The 18,435-nt window shown below is 67.3% G+C and carries 20 protein-coding genes and 1 tRNA gene; 10 read left to right on the forward strand and 11 right to left on the reverse strand.

Annotation, left to right across the window (positions count from 1 at the left end; genetic code table 11):
- Positions 1-277: 277 nt before the first annotated feature.
- Positions 278-1,168 carry a LysR substrate-binding domain-containing protein gene (locus ACN20X_RS08790; RefSeq protein WP_473210481.1) on the reverse strand — a complete coding sequence of 297 codons (891 nt, stop codon included), beginning with the start codon at positions 1,166-1,168 and terminating at the stop codon, positions 278-280.
- Positions 1,169-1,232: 64 nt separating this feature from the next.
- Positions 1,233-1,631: a hypothetical protein gene (locus tag ACN20X_RS08795; RefSeq protein WP_473210482.1), complete on the reverse strand. Its 399-nt coding sequence runs from the start codon at positions 1,629-1,631 to the stop codon at positions 1,233-1,235.
- A 725-nt stretch (positions 1,632-2,356) separates the two neighbouring features.
- Between ACN20X_RS08795 and ACN20X_RS08800 the strand changes: the two genes are divergently transcribed.
- Complete coding sequence (locus ACN20X_RS08800) at positions 2,357-4,435, forward strand: bifunctional 2',3'-cyclic-nucleotide 2'-phosphodiesterase/3'-nucleotidase (protein WP_034367775.1); 2,079 nt, start codon at positions 2,357-2,359, stop codon at positions 4,433-4,435.
- Positions 4,436-4,507: 72 nt separating this feature from the next.
- On the opposite strand, the gene ACN20X_RS08805 is transcribed toward ACN20X_RS08800, so the two are convergent.
- Positions 4,508-5,116 carry a PaaI family thioesterase gene (locus ACN20X_RS08805; protein WP_016450103.1) on the reverse strand — a complete coding sequence of 203 codons (609 nt, stop codon included), beginning with the start codon at positions 5,114-5,116 and terminating at the stop codon, positions 4,508-4,510.
- 105 nt (positions 5,117-5,221) lie between these two features.
- On the opposite strand from ACN20X_RS08805, the gene ACN20X_RS08810 reads away from it, so the two are divergent.
- Complete coding sequence (locus ACN20X_RS08810; protein WP_061289369.1) at positions 5,222-5,695, forward strand: MarR family winged helix-turn-helix transcriptional regulator; 474 nt, start codon at positions 5,222-5,224, stop codon at positions 5,693-5,695.
- Positions 5,696-5,730: 35 nt separating this feature from the next.
- Positions 5,731-7,014, forward strand: a complete 1,284-nt coding sequence (locus ACN20X_RS08815; RefSeq protein ID WP_034367777.1) for an MFS transporter — start codon at positions 5,731-5,733, stop codon at positions 7,012-7,014.
- 30 nt (positions 7,015-7,044) lie between these two features.
- Here the strand turns inward: ACN20X_RS08815 and ACN20X_RS08820 are convergent, their stop codons facing one another.
- Together ACN20X_RS08820 and radC are read right to left on the reverse strand one after the other, a co-directional pair.
- A complete protein-coding gene (locus ACN20X_RS08820) occupies positions 7,045-7,704 on the reverse strand; it encodes a Smr/MutS family protein (RefSeq protein ID WP_012203828.1) in 660 nt (219 codons plus the stop codon).
- A 62-nt stretch (positions 7,705-7,766) separates the two neighbouring features.
- Positions 7,767-8,447 carry a RadC family protein gene (gene radC / locus ACN20X_RS08825; RefSeq protein ID WP_160853355.1) on the reverse strand — a complete coding sequence of 227 codons (681 nt, stop codon included), beginning with the start codon at positions 8,445-8,447 and terminating at the stop codon, positions 7,767-7,769.
- Positions 8,448-8,544: 97 nt separating this feature from the next.
- Between radC and ACN20X_RS08830 the strand changes: the two genes are divergently transcribed.
- Positions 8,545-9,015 carry an FKBP-type peptidyl-prolyl cis-trans isomerase gene (locus tag ACN20X_RS08830; protein WP_016450099.1) on the forward strand — a complete coding sequence of 157 codons (471 nt, stop codon included), beginning with the start codon at positions 8,545-8,547 and terminating at the stop codon, positions 9,013-9,015.
- Position 9,016: 1 nt separating this feature from the next.
- On the forward strand, positions 9,017-10,015 hold the full coding sequence (gene ispH, locus ACN20X_RS08835) for a 4-hydroxy-3-methylbut-2-enyl diphosphate reductase (protein ID WP_016454293.1): 999 nt from the start codon (positions 9,017-9,019) through the stop codon (positions 10,013-10,015).
- A gap of 76 nt (positions 10,016-10,091) precedes the next feature.
- On the opposite strand, the gene ACN20X_RS08840 is transcribed toward ispH, so the two are convergent.
- Positions 10,092-10,790 (reverse strand): CBS domain-containing protein, encoded by a 699-nt coding sequence (locus ACN20X_RS08840; protein WP_016450097.1) that lies wholly within the window; start codon positions 10,788-10,790, stop codon positions 10,092-10,094.
- 137 nt (positions 10,791-10,927) lie between these two features.
- Between ACN20X_RS08840 and serS the strand changes: the two genes are divergently transcribed.
- Together serS and ACN20X_RS08850 are read left to right on the forward strand one after the other, a co-directional pair.
- A complete protein-coding gene (gene serS, locus ACN20X_RS08845; RefSeq protein WP_016450096.1) occupies positions 10,928-12,244 on the forward strand; it encodes a serine--tRNA ligase in 1,317 nt (438 codons plus the stop codon).
- A gap of 33 nt (positions 12,245-12,277) precedes the next feature.
- A tRNA-Ser gene (locus tag ACN20X_RS08850) sits at positions 12,278-12,367 on the forward strand.
- Positions 12,368-12,485: 118 nt separating this feature from the next.
- On the opposite strand, the gene ACN20X_RS08855 is transcribed toward ACN20X_RS08850, so the two are convergent.
- The 4 genes from ACN20X_RS08855 to ACN20X_RS08870 form a co-directional block, all read right to left on the reverse strand.
- On the reverse strand, positions 12,486-12,767 hold the full coding sequence (locus ACN20X_RS08855) for an H-NS histone family protein (RefSeq protein ID WP_392414965.1): 282 nt from the start codon (positions 12,765-12,767) through the stop codon (positions 12,486-12,488).
- Positions 12,768-12,907: 140 nt separating this feature from the next.
- Positions 12,908-13,267, reverse strand: coding sequence for a hypothetical protein (locus ACN20X_RS08860; RefSeq protein WP_016450094.1), 360 nt, complete (start codon positions 13,265-13,267; stop codon positions 12,908-12,910).
- Between the two features lie 152 nt (positions 13,268-13,419).
- Positions 13,420-13,770, reverse strand: coding sequence for a four-helix bundle copper-binding protein (locus tag ACN20X_RS08865; RefSeq protein ID WP_047219217.1), 351 nt, complete (start codon positions 13,768-13,770; stop codon positions 13,420-13,422).
- Between the two features lie 119 nt (positions 13,771-13,889).
- Positions 13,890-14,246 carry a PRC-barrel domain-containing protein gene (locus ACN20X_RS08870; protein ID WP_016450092.1) on the reverse strand — a complete coding sequence of 119 codons (357 nt, stop codon included), beginning with the start codon at positions 14,244-14,246 and terminating at the stop codon, positions 13,890-13,892.
- 401 nt (positions 14,247-14,647) lie between these two features.
- On the opposite strand from ACN20X_RS08870, the gene ACN20X_RS08875 reads away from it, so the two are divergent.
- Both ACN20X_RS08875 and ACN20X_RS08880 read left to right on the forward strand, forming a co-directional pair.
- Positions 14,648-15,028 carry a hypothetical protein gene (locus ACN20X_RS08875; RefSeq protein WP_016450091.1) on the forward strand — a complete coding sequence of 127 codons (381 nt, stop codon included), beginning with the start codon at positions 14,648-14,650 and terminating at the stop codon, positions 15,026-15,028.
- A 99-nt stretch (positions 15,029-15,127) separates the two neighbouring features.
- The gene (locus ACN20X_RS08880) at positions 15,128-15,478 is read left to right on the forward strand and encodes a DUF1304 domain-containing protein (RefSeq protein WP_017407778.1); all 351 of its coding nucleotides are present in this window, start codon (positions 15,128-15,130) and stop codon (positions 15,476-15,478) included.
- A gap of 91 nt (positions 15,479-15,569) precedes the next feature.
- Here the strand turns inward: ACN20X_RS08880 and pdxA are convergent, their stop codons facing one another.
- Complete coding sequence (pdxA, locus tag ACN20X_RS08885) at positions 15,570-17,303, reverse strand: 4-hydroxythreonine-4-phosphate dehydrogenase PdxA (protein ID WP_046241203.1); 1,734 nt, start codon at positions 17,301-17,303, stop codon at positions 15,570-15,572.
- A gap of 138 nt (positions 17,304-17,441) precedes the next feature.
- On the opposite strand from pdxA, the gene ACN20X_RS08890 reads away from it, so the two are divergent.
- Positions 17,442-18,428, forward strand: coding sequence for a LysR family transcriptional regulator (locus ACN20X_RS08890; protein WP_473210483.1), 987 nt, complete (start codon positions 17,442-17,444; stop codon positions 18,426-18,428).
- Positions 18,429-18,435: the final 7 nt, after the last annotated feature.

Raw genomic sequence — 18,435 nt, forward strand, 5'->3', positions numbered from 1 at the left:
TGATTCGTCACCGGTACGCCGGCCGAAGAAAAGGAGGCAAAAGAAAGACGACCCGGATGTCCGCGACCCCTTCGCTGCGCTGCGGGGCAACCTGCGTCGGGCCGCCTGCGGGGTTCGCCGCAGAACTCACTGCGCGCTCCGTTCAGACAGCTGCGGCGAGTCAGTTGACGAAGCAGTCCTGTCCTTCGGCAGGACTGCAACCCCGCAGGCGGCCCGACGCAGGCGCTGACATACGGGGAGTTTGCTCGGGCCTTTGCTTCGCTCGGCCTGGGGTTTTTTAGCGGGGCATGTTGGTTCTGGTGGCGGGGGCCAGTTGCGCCGCGAACTCGCGCGCGGCCGTACTGTAGCTGGCGCCTCGGCGCCACAGCAGGCCTGCCGTGCGGATGAGCTGGGGGGCGACCAGGTGGATGGCCACCATGTCCGTGGCCTGCTGGGCGGCGCGCTCGGGGACGATGGTGGCCATGTCGCCCCAGCGGCACAGCGCGATCAGCGATTCCACCGAGCCCATTTCCGCGCGCAGCAAGGGCGTGACGCCTGCGGTGCGCAGCCCGTCCTCGATCAGGCTGCGCGTGTAGAACGTGCGCGGCAGCAGGGCCAGGGGCACGCCGGTCAGCGACTTGACGGACAGCGTGCGGCGCCCGGCCAGCGGATGCGAGGGGTTGACCAGCAGCATCATGCGTTCGTCGAACAGCGGCAGCGCGTCCAGCTCGGCGCGCTGGGGCGGGTGAAAGCTCACGCCCAGGTCCAGGCTGCCGTCCAGCAATCCCTGCTCCACGGGCGGGGCCAGCAGCTCGATCACCACCACGTTGACCTTGGGATAGGCGCGCATGAAAGCCGCCACGGCCGGGGCGACCAGGGTGTTGAGGAAGGTGGGAATCACGCCGATGGTCAGCGTGCCGGTCTGCAGCTCGCTGAGGTCGGCCAGCGCCATGCGCCCGGCCTCCACCTCATGCAGCGCACGCTCCGCATAGTTGCGGAACACAACTCCGGCCTGCGACAGCTTCAGCCCCCGGCCAATGCGCTCGAACAGCGCCATGCCCAGCTCCTCCTCCAGCTGGCGCAGCCCATGCGAGAGCGTGGACTGCGTGACATAGAGGTTTCTGGCCGATGTCGTCAGGTGCTCGGTCTTGGCGATATCGACAAAGTAGCGCAGCTGGCGCAGTTCCATGGGTGAAGGCAAGGGGGTGTTCGGCGGGCCAGTTTCTCACAGAGATACGGGCGCGCCGCACAGTTCACTCGCCGTCGTCCTGGTCCACGAACTCCACCAGCTCCGGCAGCATCTCCAGCTGCTGGATAGCATCCTTGAGCCGCAGGCCAAAGCGTGATTCCGGCCGCCCGAAGGCGCCCTGCGCCAGCCGCAGCGCCGCTGTTGCCTTGATCCACTCCACCTCGAAGGCATAGCGGTCCGCATGCTGCTGGACACTCATGCGCTTGATGTGCTCCAGCGCCAGCTCCACGGCGCAGTCCACATCGACTTCGCTGTCGTCCCTGTCGGGATCGTCGACCATCAGTTCGATCAACTGCTGCAGCGTGCTCTGCACCAGGCCCAGCGAGGCATGCATGGCCTGCCGCCAGGTGGGCAGAAGGGGGAGTTGGGGAGAGGTCGCCTGCGCGGCGGTGAGAGGGTGCATGTCTTGGTTCCTGTATGAATCAAGAGAACCACACGCCACCGTACGACGGGCAACGGGTGGACGGGATGTTCGTAACACGTATACAGACGTGCGGCCATCCTTGCGGGTAAGCCCATCCCGTCCAAAACCGTTGGAGACGGACGCGCGATGACGCATCTGCCCCAGGAATCTGGACATGACAAAGCCCCCTTCAAGGTGGGGGCCGCACCTCTGTATTGGTGTTACGACACACCAAGCCTTTCGGCTCGCCGCAAGTTTAACGGCTGCGTATCAAGAAACCAGGCCGAGCGCAGCGAAGGCCCGAGCAAGCTCCCCGTATGTCAGCGCCTGCGTCGTGGCGGTTGTGGGGTTGCAAGCCTGCCGAAGGACAGGCTTGCTTCGTGATCTGACTCGCCGTGATGTTTGAACGTAGCGCGCAGCGCGAAGTGAGTTTCACGGCGAACCCCGCAACCGCCACGACGCAGGTTGCCCCGCAGCGAAGCGAAGGGGTCGCGGACATCCGGGTCGCCTTTGCTTTGCCTACTTTCCTTCGGCCGGCGTACCGGTGGCGAAACAAAGGAAAGTAGGTCGGCTGCCGGGCCGAGACCCGGCCTCGAAAAGAAACCCCCCGGCAGGGACAAAAAACAGCACCAGACCAAGACCAGACCAAGACCCCCCTCACCTGTCACACCCCTGTAAACCCCCACCAACAAACTCCCCCCCTTCACCACCCCCACAAAAACCACATGCCGCTGAGCAAACTCCCCACATTGCAATCCCTGCTCCTGTCCCGCCGCCTGGCGCTGAGCGTCCTGGCCAGCGCCGCGCTGGTGGCCGCCTGCGGTGGCAGCGACAGCAACGACAGCACGACGCCCCCGGTGGCCAGCCAGCCCGCGACGGCCACGCTGGCCGTGCTGGAGACCACGGATCTGCACTTCAATGTGCGCAGCTATGACTATTTCAAGCTGGCCGAGGATGCCTCCTACGGCTTCGAGCGCACGGCCACGCTGGTGCGTGCGGCGCGCAAGGAGTTTGCCAATACGCTGCTGGTGGACAACGGCGACACCATTCAGGGCACGGCCCTGGCCGATTACGAGGCCGAGGTGGCCAAGATCCCCTGCACGCAGCAGCTGTCCATGTACAAGGCCATGGGCGCGCTGGGCTTTGATGCGGGCACGCTGGGCAACCATGAGTTCAACTACGGCCTGCCCTTCCTGAACCAGGTGCTGGGCGGCGGCCTGGACGTGGACGGCGTGGACAAGTCGGTCAAGTGCGCGGGCAATGGCTTTCCGGTGGCGCTGTCGAATGTCTACAGCAGCAAGACCAAGCAGCCGCTGGTGCAGCCCTACGTGATTCTGGAGCGCAAGATCGCGGCCAAGGACAAGGATGGCAAGGCGGTGGAGCTGCCCATCAAGATCGGCGTGATCGGCTTCACCACGCCGGGCATCATGAACTGGGACAAGCGCTATCTGGAGGGCAAGCTCTACACCGAAGGCGCCGTGGAGTCCGCCCAGAAGTACCTGCCCGAGATGCGCGCCAAGGGCGCCGACGTGGTGGTGGCCATGCTGCACGGCGGCCTGGACGGCGCGGCCTACTCGCCGACGATGGAGAACCCCGGCCTGCACCTGAGCAAGGTGGCCGGCATCGACGCCATGGTCATGGGCCACCAGCACGGCGTGTTCCCCGATACGGCGGCCACGCCGGCGTTCACGCAGGCGGGCGTGGACAACAAGGCGGGCACCATCAACGGCGTGCAGTCGGTGATGGCCAGTTCCTGGGGCAAGGCACTGGGCGTGATCCAGCTGGCGCTCAAGTGGGACGGCAAGCAGTGGAGCGTGGACAAGAGCGCGGGCAAGAGCGAGCTGCGCAATATCCAGACCGGCAAGGACGCCGCAGGCAAGGCCACCTACGTGGCCGTGGACCCGACGGTGGCGCCGCTGATCGAGAGCCAGCACCAGGCCGCCATCCAGTACGTGAAGACGCCCATCGGCAGCACGGACTTCCGCATGAGCACGCTGTTCGCCGATGTGGGCGACCCGGGCGCCATCCAGATCGTCAACCAGGCGCAGCGCGACTATGTGGCCGACTATGTGAAGGCCAGCCTGCCGCAGTACGCGCAGCTGCCCGTGCTGTCGGTGAGCGCGCCGTTCAAGTCGGGCTTCCAGGGCGGCGCCGACTACACCGACGTGGCCGTGGGCCCGCTGGCCATCTACAACGCGGCCGACCTGTACCTGTACCCCAACACCGTGTATGCGGTGAAGGTGAATGGCGCCGACATCAAGGACTGGCTGGAGGCCGCTGCCAAGCGCTTCAACCAGATCGATCCGGCCAAGACGGGTGAGCAGCAGCTGATCAGCACCTTCCCGGGCTACAACTTCGACATGTTCACCACGGCCGATGTGCAGTACGAGATCGACGTGACCCAGCCCGTGGGCAGCCGCATCAAGAACCTGCAGTACCTGGGCAAGGCCATCGACCCCGCGCAGGAGTTCGTGATCGCCACGAACAACTACCGCGCCACCAGCGGCAAGAGCTTCATCGCCAAGCTCGACGGCTCCAGCGCCATCTGGGCCTCGCCGGACGCCAACCGCGACGTGGTGATCGGCTACGTGCGCAAGAACGGCAGCATCACGCGCGCTGCCAATGGCGCGGCCAAGAGCTGGCGCTTCACCAAGGTGGCCACCTCGGCCAACGTGGTGTTCAGCTCCGGCGCCAACGCGCTGCCGGTGGCACAGGCGGCGGGCCTGGCCAACATCTCGCTGGTGGCGGCCGATGACGGCTCGGGCAAGGGCACGTCCAAGTACCGCCTGGATCTGTCGAAGTAAGTTCTGGCAGGCAAGCAACAAAAAAGCCCCGTGCATCTGGCACGGGGCTTTTTTGCTTGTGCCGAACGGGCTTCAGCGCGCAGGCGGCATCTCGAACACCAGGCAGGTGGTCGTGGCATGGGCGTAGAGCGTGCCGTCGGGGCCGACCAGGCGCGCCTCGGCCGTGGCCAGCTGGCGGCCGCAGTGCAGCACGCGGCCTTCGGCGCGCACGCGCGGCACGCGGGGGGTCAGTGCCTTGACCAGGTTCACGCCCAGCTCGGCCGTGGTGTAGCCCCGGCCCGGCGGCATGCAGGTGTGGACGGCGCAGCCCAGCGCCGAGTCCAGCAAGGTGGCGAACCAGCCGCCGTGCACCGTGCCCATGGGGTTGAGATGGTTGGCGCCGGGGCGGCCCTGGAAGACGGCGCTGCCTTCGCCCACGGAAATCAGCATGAAGTCCAGCGTGCGTGCAATGGGCGGGTAGGGCAGTTCGCCGCGCAGCATGGCCTGCATCAGCTCCAGCCCGCTGCGGCCTGCGACCTGGTCGGGGCGCGACACGCCTGCGCCGGGGCCGGCGTCCAGCCGGAGGGTGACCGCCTGTTCCTCGTCCAGCCAGGCTTGCAGGGCAGGGGAGATGGCACCGGTGGTGGCGCTGGAGGTGAGGCTGTGGGCGGCCTGCTCCGGGGAGTGGGTGCGGGTGTCCATGGAATGTCTCTCTTTCATTGGGAAAAGTGCGGGCGCCAGGCTGTCTGGGATGGCGGCGTGGATATTATTGTATCTACAACAGTTGTATATGCAATAATCTGCGCCATGCCAGTGAATCCAGACATCCTCGCCGTGCCCCAGGGCTGCACCAACCACCGCGTGCGCCAGCTCATGCGCAGCGTGGGCCAGGTGTACGACGCCCATCTGAACGAGACGGGGCTGCGCATCACCCAGTACTCGCTGCTCAGCCATGTGCTGGCCGCCAGTCCGGTGCGGCCCTCGGACCTGGCGCGGCGCATGCGCATGGACGCCTCGACGCTGACGCGCAACCTCAAGCCGCTGATCGACGCCGGCTGGGTGCGCATGGGCCAGGGCGAGGACCAGCGCAGCCGCCTGGTGCACATCACCGACGCGGGCCAGGCCAAGCGCGAAGAGGCCAAGCAAAGCTGGAAGACCGCACAGAACGAGCTCAACGCCCGCCTGGGCCTTGAGCGCGTGGCGGCCCTGCATGCGCTGATCGACGAATGCCTGGTGCTGCTCGATGGCGATGGCCACGCTGCAGACGGCCCGCAGGCATAGGCCCTACCGAATTCCCAACCCCCGAAGAGACTCCCATGCTCTCCAACTCCACGGCGCGCTGGCTGCAGCGGCGCGGCATCCACTACGGCTGGCTGGTCGCGGCCATCACTTTCCTCACCATGCTGACCATGTCGGCGGCGCTGGGCCTGCCGGGCGCCATGCTGCAGCCGCTGTCGCGCGAGTTCGGCTGGAGTACGGAGCAGATATCGAGCAGCCTGGCGCTGCGCTTTGCGCTGTTCGGCCTGCTGGGGCCGTTTGCGGCCGTGATGATGGAGCGCTTCGGCCTGCGTGCCGTGATGTGCATGGGCCTGGCCCTGGTGGGCGGCGCCATGGCGATGGTGACGCAGGCCACGCAGCTGTGGCATCTGTTTTTGCTGTGGAGCCTGCTGCTGGGCATGGGCACGGGCCTGACGGCGCTGGTGCTGGGCGCCGTGGTGGCCAACCGCTGGTTTGCGGCGCGGCGGGGCCTGGTCATCGGCGTGCTCACGGCCAGTGCGGCCACGGGGCAGCTGGCCTTCCTGCCGCTGGCCGCCTGGATGATCGAGCACTGGGGCTGGCGCTCGGCCACGGTGCCGGTGTTCGTGGCCAGCGCCTTGATTGCCGTGCTGGCCCTGCTGTTCGTGAGGGACCGGCCTTCGGACCTGGGCCTGGTGCCCTTTGGCGGCGATGCCTCGGCCCCGCCGCCGCCGGCCATGGCCATGAACTTCGGCACGCCCTTCAAGGTGCTGGCCGAGGCCGCGCGCAACCGCACCTTCTGGCTGCTGGCGGGCACCTTCTTCATCTGCGGCCTGTCCACCAACGGCCTGGTGCAGACGCACTTCATCTCGCTGTGCGGCGACAACGGCATGGGCGCGGTGCCCGCCGCGTCGGTGCTGGCCATGATGGGGGCCTTCGACTTCGTGGGCACCGTGCTGTCGGGCTGGCTGTCGGACCGCTACGACAACCGCAAGCTGCTGTTCTGGTACTACGGGCTGCGCGGCCTGTCGCTGTTCTGGCTGCCGCATTCGGAGTTCACCTTCTACGGCCTGGGCCTGTTCGCCATGTTCTACGGGCTGGACTGGATCGCCACGGTGCCGCCCACGGTCAAGCTCACGGCCCAGCATTTCGGGCCGCAGAAGGTGGGGCTGGTGTTCGGCTGGATCTTCGCGGCCCACCAGCTGGGCGCGGCCGCCGCTGCCTGGGGCGCAGGCCTGACGCGCACTTTGCTGCTGACCTATACGCCCGCGCTGTATGCGGCCGGCCTGGCCTGCCTGGTGGCGGCGGTGATGGCGCTGGTGATAGGGCGGGCGCGCAAGGCGGCGGCGGTGGCCGCGGCCTGAGCCCCATCACCGCTCACGCCATCCACGCCCTCAGTACAGCTGGCGCCTGCCCGGCTGCAGCAGGACGACCAGGGCGCCCGCGCCACCTTCGGCCGGGCGGGCCTGCACAAAGGCCAGCACTTCCTTTTTCTGCACCAGCCAGCGCAGCACGCGGCCCTTGAGCACGGGGGTCTTGCCCGGCGAGCCCAGGCCCTTGCCGTGCACCACGCGCACGCAGCGTATGCCGGTGCGGTGCGACAGGCGGATGAACTGACCCAGCGCCTCGCGCGCCTCGTCCACGCGCAGGCCGTGCAGGTCCAGCTGGCGCTGGATGCTCCACTGCCCGGCGCGCAGCTTGTGCGTCACGTCCAGGCCGATGCCGGGGCGCCGGAAGCTGAGCTGGTCGTCGGTGTCCAGCAGGGTGCTGACGTCGAACTCGTCGCTCATGGCCTCCTGCAGCACGCGCTGCTCGTCCAGCTCCAGCTGCAGGGGCAGCGGCTCGGGGGGCTCGGGGGCATGGAGGTGGCGGGCGTGCGCGGACTTGAGCGCATGCACCGGGCCCACGGTGTTTTCGAACAGCTTTTGCTCGGCCAGGAGGCGGCGCGCCGCCTCGGCGCGCTGCTGCTGGAGCAGGGCCTCTTGGGCGGCGGCTTCGGCCAGTGCGCGGCGCACTGGCGCGAGGTCCTGCAGGCTGGTGGCTTTCAAAGTCATGGTGACGCCGGTTGTACCGCAATTTCAGCACCCCGGCGGCCATGGCGGGCCCAGCCGGGGTCCTACAGCATCCCCTGGCCCGCCATGGACAGCGCGGCGCCCGGCGCGACGATCACATGGTCCAGCACCTGGATGTCCATCAGGCCCAGGGCAGCCTGCAGGCTCTGCGTGACGGCCCTGTCCGCAGCGCTGGCCTGGACATGGCCGCTGGGGTGGTTGTGGGCCAGGATGACGGCACCCGCGTGGTGGTGCAGGGCGCGCAGCACCACTTCCCGGGGGTAGACGCTGGTGCGCGTGAGCGTGCCGCGGAACATCTCCTCCAGCGCGATCAGCCGGTGCTGGCTGTCCAGGAACAGCACGGCGAACACCTCGTGCTGGCGTGCCGCCAGGTGCAGCTGCAGGTAGCGCGCCACGGCCTCGGGCGAGGCCAGGGCAGGGCGCTCGCGCAGTTGCTCGGCCGTGGCGCGGCGCGCCAGTTCGAGCACGGCCAGGAGTTGTGCGCTCTTGGAAGGCCCCAGCCCCTTGATGGCCTTCAGGTCGGCATGCCCGGCCTGCAGCAGCCCGGACAGGCCGGGCCGGCCGGGCAGCTGCAGCAGTTCCTGGGCCAGCTGCAGCACGCCCTTGCCGGCCATGCCGGTGCGCAGCACGATGGCCAGCAGTTCGATGTCGGAAAGCGCCGAGGGGCCGTGTGCCGCGAGCCTTTCGCGCGGCTGGGCCTGGGCGGGCAGGTCTTTGAGAGCCATGGTTCAGCCAGGTGAGGGGCGCCGCAGGGGCACCGTTGCACGGGGCGTGGGGACATGGATGTTTTTCTACAATACGGGCCAGTTTATCGGGACTTCCATGACCTCTAGCGCTTCTTCCCCGGCCCACCCCACGGTCCAGGCCGGCTCGTTCCTCACGCTGCACTACCGCCTGTCCGGGCCTGCAGGCGATGTGATCAACACCTTCAACGACAAGCCCGCCACGCTGTCCCTGGGCGCGGGCGAGCTGTCGCCCGCCGTCGAGCAGCGCCTGCTGGGCCTGGCCGAAGGCACGCGCACCACGTTCGAGATGCCGGCCGGCGAAGCCTTCGGCGAGCGCAACGGCGACATGATGCAGTGGGTGGCGCGCAAGCTGATGAACGAGCTGGGCGACCCGCACGAGCAGTACGCGCCCGGCGACGTGGTGCAGTTCCCCACGCCCGACGGCCTGGGCAGCTACGCGGGCGCCGTGGTGCAGGTGCGCGAGGACGGCGCCGTGCTGTTCGACTTCAACCACCCGCTGGCCGGCCAGCCGGTGACCTTCGAAGTGCAGATCATCGGGGTGCTCTGAGGTGCCGGATACGACCTCGCCCCAGGAAATCCTGCTGGCCGAGCCCCGGGGCTTCTGTGCCGGCGTGGACCGCGCCATCGAGATCGTGGAGCGTGCGCTGGCCAAGTTCGGCGCGCCCATCTACGTGCGCCACGAGATCGTGCACAACACCTTCGTGGTCAACGATCTCAAGGCCAAGGGAGCGATCTTCATCGAGGAGCTGGACGACGTGCCGCCCGGCGCCACCCTGGTGTTCAGCGCCCACGGCGTGAGCCGGGCAGTGCAGGAAGAGGCGCGGCGGCGCGGTTTCTCCATCTTCGACGCCACCTGCCCGCTGGTGACCAAGGTGCATGTGGAAGTGGCCAAGCTGGCCAAGGAAGGCTACGAGTTCCTGATGATCGGCCACAAGGGGCATCCCGAGGTCGAGGGCACCATGGGCCAGCTGTCCGAGGGCATCCACCTGGTCGAGGACGAGGCCGATGTGGCCCGTGTCACCCCCCGCCAGACTGAGAAGCTGGCCGTGGTCACGCAGACCACGCTGTCGGTGGACGACGCCGCAGGCATCACGGCGGCCATCCGCGCGCGCTTTCCGCAGGTGCGCGAGCCCAAGCAGCAGGACATCTGCTACGCCACGCAAAACCGCCAGGACGCCGTCAAGGTGCTGGCGCCGCAGGTGGATGTGCTCATCGTCGTGGGCAGTCCCACCAGTTCCAACAGCAACCGCCTGCGCGAGCTGGCCGCGCGCCTGGGAACGCCCGCCTACATGGTGGACAACGCGGGCGAGCTGTGCGAGGAATGGTTTGCCAATGCCGGGCGCGTGGGCCTGACGGCCGGCGCCTCCGCCCCCGAGGTGCTGGTGGACGAGGTCATCCAGCGCCTGCGCCAGCTGGGCGCGCTGTCGGTGCGCAAGATGGATGGCATCGAAGAAACCGTGAAGTTCCCGCTGCCCAAGGGCCTGAAGATCGACGCGGCCACGGGGCTGGAGATCTCCGTGGGCAAGCAGCCCGAGACGGGCGGCTGAGCCGCAGGCGCAGCGGGCATTGGCCAAAAAGCAAACGGGCGCCTGGCGCCCGTTTTGCATGGTGGGGCCGAAAGCCTCAGCTCCACAGATCCAGCGGCGGATCGGAGGCCACGGCGCGCAGGATGTCGGTGCGGCTGATGAAGCCGGCCAGCAGGCCCTGCTCATCGGTCACGGGCAGGCCCGGCAGGCCGGTCTCCAGCAGCACGCCGGCCACGCGGCGCAGGTCGGTGGTGGTGGCCACCGTGGGTATGGGGGAGATCATGACCTCGTTCACGGGCCGGCGCGCCAGGGCAATGGCGTCCTTGATCGCACCGGGCTCGGGCAGCAGGTCCAGCGGCGCCATGTCGGCACGCAGCAGCAGCCCGACCACGCGGCCACCGGCATCCAGCACGGGGGCCTGGGCCACGCCGTGCTCGGCCAGCACGCGCCAGGCGTCGTTGACACCGGCCTCGGGCGACACCGTCACGGCCTCGTGGCTCATCACGTCGGCCACGGTCTGCAGGGGCTGGCGTGGCTGGCTGGGGCCTTTTTCCGTGGAAAGGTAGGCATCGACCGCGCCACGGCTGCGCGGAGCGGGCTCCGGCGCGCCGGCAGGCTGGCCCGCGAGGTCGGCCAGGATGGCGGGGAACGAGGCGGCGGCGTCGCCCGCCATCACATCGGCCGAGCGCGTGCGCAGGGCTTGCGGGCGTTGTACGCGGCGCACGGGCGCCACCTGGCCCAGCCGCTCGGCGGGACCGCGAAACATCTGTCCGTTGGGACCGAAGACAAAAAACATGGGTGCTCCCGGGTGCGCAAACCGCTGTGGGCGGCATATTGGAAGTATCGGCGCCGGCGCGGGTTTTCTGTAGCGGCAAGACCCCCAACGCCCAGGGGCGGGCGCTGCCATGGCGATACCGCCTAAAATTGCCGGCTATGCTCGATATCCTTCTTCTTCGCAAAGACCTTGACTCGGCCGTCGCACGGCTGGAGACCCGCAAAAAGCCCCAGGCCTTCCTGAACGTGGAGGCCTTCCAGTCCCTGGAAGCAGAGCGCAAGTCCCTGCAGACACGGACCGAGGAGCTGCAGTCCAAGCGCAACCAGCTGTCCAAGCAGATCGGCATGCTGATGGGCAAGGGCGAGAAGGATGCGGCCGAGGCCGCCAAGGCCGAAGTCGGCAGCCTCAAGACCGAGCTGGACCAGTCGGCCACGCGCCTGGAGCAGATCCAGGGCGAGCTGCACGCCATGCTGCTGGCCGTGCCCAACCTGCCGCACGAAAGCGTGCCCGTCGGTGCGGACGAAAGCGGCAATGTGGAGGCGCGCCGCTGGGGCACGCCCAAGACCTTTGATTTCGAGGTCAAGGACCATGTGGACGTGGGCCAGCCGCTGGGCCTGGATTTCGACATGGGCGTCAAGCTGTCGGGCTCGCGCTTCACCGTGATGAAGGGCCCCATCGCCCGCCTGCACCGCGCCCTGGCGCAGTTCATGATCGACCTGCAGACCGACTCGCATGGCTACACCGAGTGCTATGTGCCCTACGCCGTCAATGCCGACTCGCTCAAGGGAACGGGCCAGTTGCCCAAGTTCGAGGGCGACCTGTTCGCCGCCAAGAAGGGCGGCCAGGACGGCGAGCCCGTGCCCGACAACGCGGCGCTCTACCTGATTCCCACGGCCGAGGTGCCGCTGACCAACTTCGTGCGCGACGTGGTCGTGGCCGAGGACCAGCTGCCCATCAAGCTCACGGCCCACAGCCCCTGCTTCCGTTCCGAGGCCGGCAGCTACGGCCGCGACACGCGCGGCATGATCCGCCAGCACCAGTTCGACAAGGTCGAGATGGTGCAGATCGTGCATCCGGAAAAGAGCTACGAGGCGCTGGAAGAGATGACCGGCCACGCCGAGGCCGTGCTGCAGAAGCTGGGCCTGCCCTACCGCGTGATGAGCCTGTGCACGGGCGACATGGGCTTTGGCTCGGCCAAGACCTATGACCTGGAAGTCTGGCTGCCTGCGCAGAACACTTACCGCGAGATCAGCTCGGTCTCCAACTGCGAGGCCTTCCAGGCCCGCCGCCTGCAGGCGCGCTTCAAGAATGCCCAGGGCAAGAACGAGCTGGTGCACACCCTCAACGGTTCCGGCCTGGCCGTGGGCCGCACGCTGGTGGCGGTGCTGGAGAACTACCAGAACGCCGACGGCTCGGTGACCATTCCCGAGGCGCTGCGCCCGTACATGGGTGGACAGACTTTGCTGAAGGCCTGAATTTTTAGGCTATAATTTCAGCTTCGACGCTGCGGAGAGGTGGCAGAGTGGTCGATTGTACCTGACTCGAAATCAGGCGTACGTGCGAACGTACCGAGGGTTCGAATCCCTCCCTCTCCGCCAGAAACATGAAACCCAGTGCTATGTGAATAGCACTGGGTTTTTCTGTTTCCGGCATTGCCTGGCGAGAGTCCGGGCGATTGGGGCCGCCATAAAAAATGCCCGCGTTGGCGGGCCATGCTCAGATCTCGAGGGCCTTGCGGTCCTTGCCTTCGATCCAGCGCGGCGGCTTGCCCCGTCCCGTCCAGGTGGCTCCGGTGGCGGGGTCCCGGTATTTCGGCACGCCAATGTTGGCGGACTTGGTTTTGCGGGCGCTGAAGATGTCGTCGTGGGTCAATCCGAACTCATGGACGAGTTCTCGGACCTTGGCGATGACTCCGCCTTTCTCCGCCTTCAGCGTTTCGGCAATCCGTGCCTCAAGCTCGCTCTTTTGCTTGAGCAGGGTTTTGTAATCTGCTGTCATATGTTCCTCATGGATAGTGTGCTACACAATGACGCATTTTATGGAGACAGGGTCGATGTCGCATGTGGGACATCGTCGGTGTTTGCACCTAGGTTTTTCAATATTCCGCCATTGTTCGGGATTGAGCGCGAGGCCTTTGTCTACGCCTCGACAAACTCCCGGTGGCTGCTGAAGTGCAGGATTTCGGAATCCTGCGCTCCGCCCTGTCTTTGAATGACGATGGTGCCATTGGCATGCAGATAGATTCGGATGCCCGGCGTGGTCTCCGAATCCCAGTAGCAGGGGCTTTTGTCGAGGTTTTTCCAGCCGTGCTCTGCGCACAGCGTGCGCTGGCGCATGCTGTTGAGCAATTGCCTGCGCGCGCCTGCGCCTTCGCAGATGCGCATCCACAGCAGCAGGAGCATGTCGTGCGCTTCCTGGCGGGATGAGCAGGGAGGCATGTGCTTCAACTGGCCCAGGAGGGTAAGGAACCGCTGTTCTATGCTGATGTTCAGTGCCATGCCCATCTCCTTTGTGCGTGGATATGCATCAAAGTGTAGGCAGCGTCGAAGGCTGCCGATATAGGGCGGATGACGACAGCGCCGGTGGCTTTTTTTCCTGCCGGTTTGCAGGATGGGCGCCTGGCCGGCTGTCGTGACAAAGGCCAGCGGCGTCAGTGCGATTGCATGCCCATGAGATTGCACGACATGGCGCATTGCTGGCAGGCTGCCGCGCAGGTCTGGCAATGGTCGTAGGAATGCTTGCTGCATTCGTCGGCGCAGGCCTGGCAGATCCGGGCGCACAGGCGGCAGATGTCTGAGACATGCGGACTTTGGCGCGCCATTGAGGCCACGGCCAGTTCGCAGACCTGCGCGCATTCAAGATCCTGGGCAATGCAGGCGGCCATCATCTGGACGTCTGTTTCCTTCAGGCAGGCGGCGGCACAGGTATTGCAGGCAATGATGCAGGCCTGGCAGGCATCCATGCAGGCCTTGTAGTCGATGGCCGGTGGGGTGGTATTCATGGGAGTTCTCCTGGAATGAGGGAGTGAAGTCGCGCAGGGCGTTCTTCCTTGGCCAGCTATCCGCACCAAAGAAAACGCCCCGCGAACGGGGCTGTGTCAAAGACCGCAAGGGTCGGGATTTACAGGTAGGGCACGCCGTAGTAATCGTTCACGCGGCGTCCATATTCATCGGTGTAGGCCGGTGCCGTGTCGCGCTCATAGCGGGGCGCGTTGTCCAGCTGCTCGCGCGTGAGCGACACCACGTAGCCGTTCATGTCGGGCTCGTACTTGAGGGATTCCCAGGGCAGCGGATAGCGGTCCGTGCCGATGCCCAGGAAGCCGCCGAATTCCATCACGGCGTAGCGCACCTTGCCGGACAGCTTGTCGATCATCAGCGTGTCTATGCTGCCCAGCTTGTCGCCTGCGGGGTTGTAGACATTGGTGCCGCTGACGGTTTCGGAAGAAATGACGCTCGATACGGTGTTGGGTGTGACCATGAGGCTCTCCATTGAGTGGGTTGGTGCTGGCACGCCGACGCTGTGCATCTGGCGGCTGGGCGATGCGGCATGGGAAAAGGCGCGGGAGGCGGCCCCTTCAAAGCCCGTGCACCGCCTGGCGAAGTCGAAGCCTGTGTGCTTCTGGGTTCCAGCTTAGGACCGCAATGAAGTGCTCCGGGTAGTCGGTGCGCCGCGACCGGCGTAGGAGGGTCCTTGGGTGCCGGAGGCCAGGTCCTACGAGCCCTTGTAGTCAAGGTCTGCGCAGCTGCGGCCCTTTGCTGACGCGGCAGCGCAGCCTGGGCCGGCGTCGGTCTGGCGGGCACAGGCGTACAACGAAAAGTGCAAGAGGGATGCAGCGGATGCAGTCCCGCGTCCACGGTCCATCCCCGAAGGAGATTCCCATGAATGCAAGCAACAAGCCATCCATCCCGCCGGTGTCTGCAGATGCGGTGGAGGACGAAGACCTGGCCGAACAGGCACGACCGGGCCACGGCGTACCTTCCCAGGACCCCGAGGCAGCTGCCCAGTACCAGCTGTCGCCGCAGGATGCGCAGCGCGAGTCACGCTCGGTGTTCATCGGCGGCGGCGTACTGGCCGGAGCCGCTGCCGGCGCTGCCGCCGGTGCGGTCATTGCAGGCCCGGTGGGTGTGGTGGTGGGCGGCACGGTAGGCAGCGTGGCCGGTGCGCTGGGCGGTGCGGCCGCAGGTGCCGTGGCGCCGGCAGAGAGTGCGCAAAAGCCAGTGGAAAAGCCCGTGCCACCCGGCAGCAAGTCTTCCGGGTGACACGGGCAGGCCGTTGCAGGCCATGTGTGGCGCGGCGGGCATGGACGGCGGCGGATGCATCCCGTATACAGGGGCCTGTCCACTTTCCTATCCACCCAGATGGCCAACGTTCTCATAGGCATCGTCGCCGCAATCCATGTCTACATCCTCGTGCTGGAGATGTTTCTCTGGGACCGGCCGGCTGGCAGGAAGGCCTTTGGGCTGACGCCGGAATTTGCGCAGCAGACCAGGACGCTGGCCGCCAACCAGGGGCTTTACAACGGCTTTCTCGCCGCAGGGCTGATCTGGGGGCTGGCGCAGGGCGCCGACGGCCTGGCGTTCAAGTACTTTTTTCTCCTGTGCGTGCTGGTGGCAGGCCTGTATGGCGCCGCCACCGCCAGCCGCAAGATCCTCTGGGTGCAGGCCGTGCCGGCCGCCGTTTCGCTGCTGGCCCTGTACCTGGGGCTGTGAGAACGCCCGGGCACCGGTGGGCGAAACCGCTGCAGCTGCTGCTGGACCGTGGCCCCGGCGTGCGAGGCGCGGGCCGGCATAGCCGACATGGTCAGTCCACCAGCGCCTGTATGGCCTGCAATTGCGCCGCCAGCCCGGGCCGCGCGGCCGGAAAAGTCTCCTCGAAGGCGGCAGTGCCTATCGTGAAGCCCGCTGCGCCGCCGGCCAGCACGGCCGCGATGCGTTCACTGCGATCAATGGAGCCGGCTACGACCACGGGTTTGTCCACCGCATCGCAGACGGCCTTGATCAGGGCCGGCACATCGCCGTGGAAGCGGTAGGCCAGCAGGTCCAGGCCATGCACGCCGTCCAGCCCCGCCATGCGGCGGGCGCTGGCCACGATGTCCTGTACCGGGCCTGAAAGCACGCTCGGATGCCCGCTCACCTTGCCGGGAAACGGGTAGTACGCAATGCCGCTGCCGCGCAGCACGGGCAGCACCGCCTCGGGCCGTGTGCCACCCATGAGCACGTCCACACCGAGCTCGACCGCCGCGCGGGCGGAGGCCACTTCGCTGGCCTCGTCGAGGCTGACAACCTCCAGATAGACCCTGGCGCCGCCCGCACGGATGTCCCGGGCCAGGGCATGCAGCTCGGGCAGGGGCAGGCCGATGTCCTTGAAGCCCACATGGCGAACGCCCTGGGCCAGCACCTCGCGCAGCCGCTCGCGCGCATCGGCAATGGTCCTGTCCTGCTGCGTAAGCATGAAGATGAAGTCCGGGCGCTGCGTTCGTGCGCTGGCACCGGTACGGGTGGCCTGCACCATGGCTGCCGCCTGGCGCAGCGCGCAGGCCAGGCTGGCGTGGTCGGCGCGGCCCGTGCCCGCGATGTCGAAGGCCGTGCCATGGTCCACCGAGGTGCGCACAAAGGGCAGGCCCACGGTGATGTTCACGCCTTGCTCCACACCCAGGTATTTCACGGGAATCAGCCCCTGGTCATGAAACTGGGCGACCACCACGTCGAACTCGCCCCGGCGCGCCCGCATGAAGACCGTGTCGCCGGGCCAGGGGCCGCTGGCGTCGATGCCTTCGGCGCGCGCGGCGGCAATGGCGGGGATGATCACCGAGCGGTCCTCGTCCCCGAACAGACCGTTTTCACCGGCATGCGGATTGAGCCCTGCCACGGCCACCCGGGGCCGGGTGATGCCGAACGCGCGGCAGGCCTGGTGCGCGAGGCGAATGGCACGCAGCTCGTTGTCCATGGTCACGGAGGCGATGGCCTGCTGCAGCGGCACATGGATGGAGACCAGCAGCACCCGCAGCTCATCATTGGCGAGCATCATGGCGAAGTCGCGTGTGCCGGAACGCTCGGCCAGCATCTCGGTATGGCCCGGATGCGGGCAGCCTGCCGCGCGCAGCGCTTCCTTGTGGATGGGGGCGGTCACCAGGCCCGAGACGTCGCCAGCCAGGGCCAGGTCGATGCCGCGCTGGATATAGGCATGGCAGGCCGCGCCGGCGCGTGCATCGACGCAGCCCCAGGGCAGGTCCGGCGGCAGGTCCTCGCCGGCCTGCAGCACGAAGAGCGTGGCGGGCGGCACCAGGGCAGGGACCTGGGCCGGTGTCTCGATGGCCCGGATCTGCGGATGGACGCCCAACCCATCGGCCGCCCGCTGCAGCCGGGCGATGTCGCCGATGACGAGAAACGGCGTGCAGGGCCGCGCAGGGTCCATTGCCAGCTTGACGATGATCTCGGGCCCGATGCCCAATGGATCGCCCATGGTGATGGCCAGGGGCGCGCTGGCCGGGGTGCTGGCCGAGGGGTTGGCGGAGTTGGGGCTGGAGTGCTTCATGGTTCTTGCTGAAACCTCAATCGATGGGCTTACTTTGCATGAAGATGCTCCAGTAATAAATCGATATAGACTCATCATTCAATTGAGCAATGTTCAACTGAAAGTCCGCTGTTCCACCTGTCTAGAGCCGCCATTGCCATGCCCGCACCCGTCCACATGCCGCCGCTGTCTGCCCTGCGCGCCTTCGAGGCCACGGTGCGCCATGGCAGTGTCTCCAAGGCCGCGCGCGAGCTGCACCTGACCGATGGCGCCGTGAGCCGTGCCGTGCGCGACATGGAGGAGGCGCTGGGCTTTGCGCTGTTCCAGCGCAGCAACCGCAGCATCATTGCCACGCCCACGGCCCGCGTGCTGGCCGAGGAGGTGGCCCTGGCGCTGGAGCGCCTGCGCGGCGCGCTGGGCCGCGCGCGGCAGGCGGCAGGGCCGGACCGGCCGCTGGTGCTGTCGTGCGAGCCCACGTTTTTGATGCGCTGGCTGATTCCGCGTCTGGGCGGTTTGCAGGAAGCGATCGGCACGCAGCGCGAGCTGCGCCTGGTATCGGCCGGCGGCTCCGTGCCCTTTGCGCGCGAGGGCATTGATCTGGCCATACGCCGCGCGGATTTCGACATGGGCGCCGATGTGGTGGCCGAGCCCTTTCTGCAAGAGCGCGTGGGGCCCGTCTGCAAGCCCGCGCTTGCCAAGGCGCTGGCACGCTCAGGGCCGCTGGGCGGGGTGCTGCTGCATACGCAGTCGCGGCCGGACGCATGGCGGCATTGGAGCGAACTGACCGGCGTGCCGCTGCGGGCCGGTCGCGAGGTGCGCTTCGAGCATTTCTACCTGAGCCTGCAGGCCGCCGTGGCCGGGGCCGGCGTCGCCATCGGCCCGCTGGCACTGGTGGCCGATGACCTGGCCAGCGGCACGCTGTGCGCGCCGCGCGGCTTCGTGGCCGATGGCTCGCACTACGTGCTCATGTCGCCCCGGCCGGTGCAGGACGAGGCCAGCTTCGCCCTGGTGCTGGACTGGCTGCGCGCGCAGACCTTGCCGCTTGGCCTGGCGCATGCACAGGCACATGCACAGGCACATGCACAGGCACAGGCACAGGCACATGCACATGCACATGCACATGCACAGGCCCCGGCGGCCGGCTGAGCGTCGA

It is taken from the genome of Delftia sp. PX-1 (genome assembly GCF_055797465.1).

Bases quoted from the DNA above. Each gene is read 5' to 3' on its own strand.
- ACN20X_RS08790 (WP_473210481.1), bottom strand. From the start codon at position 1,168: ATGGAACTGCGCCAGCTGCGCTACTTTGTCGATATCGCCAAGACCGAG.
- ACN20X_RS08795 (WP_473210482.1), bottom strand. From the start codon at position 1,631: ATGCACCCTCTCACCGCCGCGCAGGCGACCTCTCCCCAACTCCCCCTT.
- ACN20X_RS08800 (WP_034367775.1), top strand. From the start codon at position 2,357: ATGCCGCTGAGCAAACTCCCCACATTGCAATCCCTGCTCCTGTCCCGC.
- ACN20X_RS08805 (WP_016450103.1), bottom strand. From the start codon at position 5,116: ATGGACACCCGCACCCACTCCCCGGAGCAGGCCGCCCACAGCCTCACC.
- ACN20X_RS08810 (WP_061289369.1), top strand. From the start codon at position 5,222: ATGCCAGTGAATCCAGACATCCTCGCCGTGCCCCAGGGCTGCACCAAC.
- ACN20X_RS08815 (WP_034367777.1), top strand. From the start codon at position 5,731: ATGCTCTCCAACTCCACGGCGCGCTGGCTGCAGCGGCGCGGCATCCAC.
- ACN20X_RS08820 (WP_012203828.1), bottom strand. From the start codon at position 7,704: ATGACTTTGAAAGCCACCAGCCTGCAGGACCTCGCGCCAGTGCGCCGC.
- radC (WP_160853355.1), bottom strand. From the start codon at position 8,447: ATGGCTCTCAAAGACCTGCCCGCCCAGGCCCAGCCGCGCGAAAGGCTC.
- ACN20X_RS08830 (WP_016450099.1), top strand. From the start codon at position 8,545: ATGACCTCTAGCGCTTCTTCCCCGGCCCACCCCACGGTCCAGGCCGGC.
- ACN20X_RS08840 (WP_016450097.1), bottom strand. From the start codon at position 10,790: ATGTTTTTTGTCTTCGGTCCCAACGGACAGATGTTTCGCGGTCCCGCC.
- serS (WP_016450096.1), top strand. From the start codon at position 10,928: ATGCTCGATATCCTTCTTCTTCGCAAAGACCTTGACTCGGCCGTCGCA.
- ACN20X_RS08855 (WP_392414965.1), bottom strand. From the start codon at position 12,767: ATGACAGCAGATTACAAAACCCTGCTCAAGCAAAAGAGCGAGCTTGAG.
- ACN20X_RS08860 (WP_016450094.1), bottom strand. From the start codon at position 13,267: ATGGCACTGAACATCAGCATAGAACAGCGGTTCCTTACCCTCCTGGGC.
- ACN20X_RS08865 (WP_047219217.1), bottom strand. From the start codon at position 13,770: ATGAATACCACCCCACCGGCCATCGACTACAAGGCCTGCATGGATGCC.
- ACN20X_RS08870 (WP_016450092.1), bottom strand. From the start codon at position 14,246: ATGGTCACACCCAACACCGTATCGAGCGTCATTTCTTCCGAAACCGTC.
- ACN20X_RS08875 (WP_016450091.1), top strand. From the start codon at position 14,648: ATGAATGCAAGCAACAAGCCATCCATCCCGCCGGTGTCTGCAGATGCG.
- ACN20X_RS08880 (WP_017407778.1), top strand. From the start codon at position 15,128: ATGGCCAACGTTCTCATAGGCATCGTCGCCGCAATCCATGTCTACATC.
- pdxA (WP_046241203.1), bottom strand. From the start codon at position 17,303: ATGAAGCACTCCAGCCCCAACTCCGCCAACCCCTCGGCCAGCACCCCG.
- ACN20X_RS08890 (WP_473210483.1), top strand. From the start codon at position 17,442: ATGCCCGCACCCGTCCACATGCCGCCGCTGTCTGCCCTGCGCGCCTTC.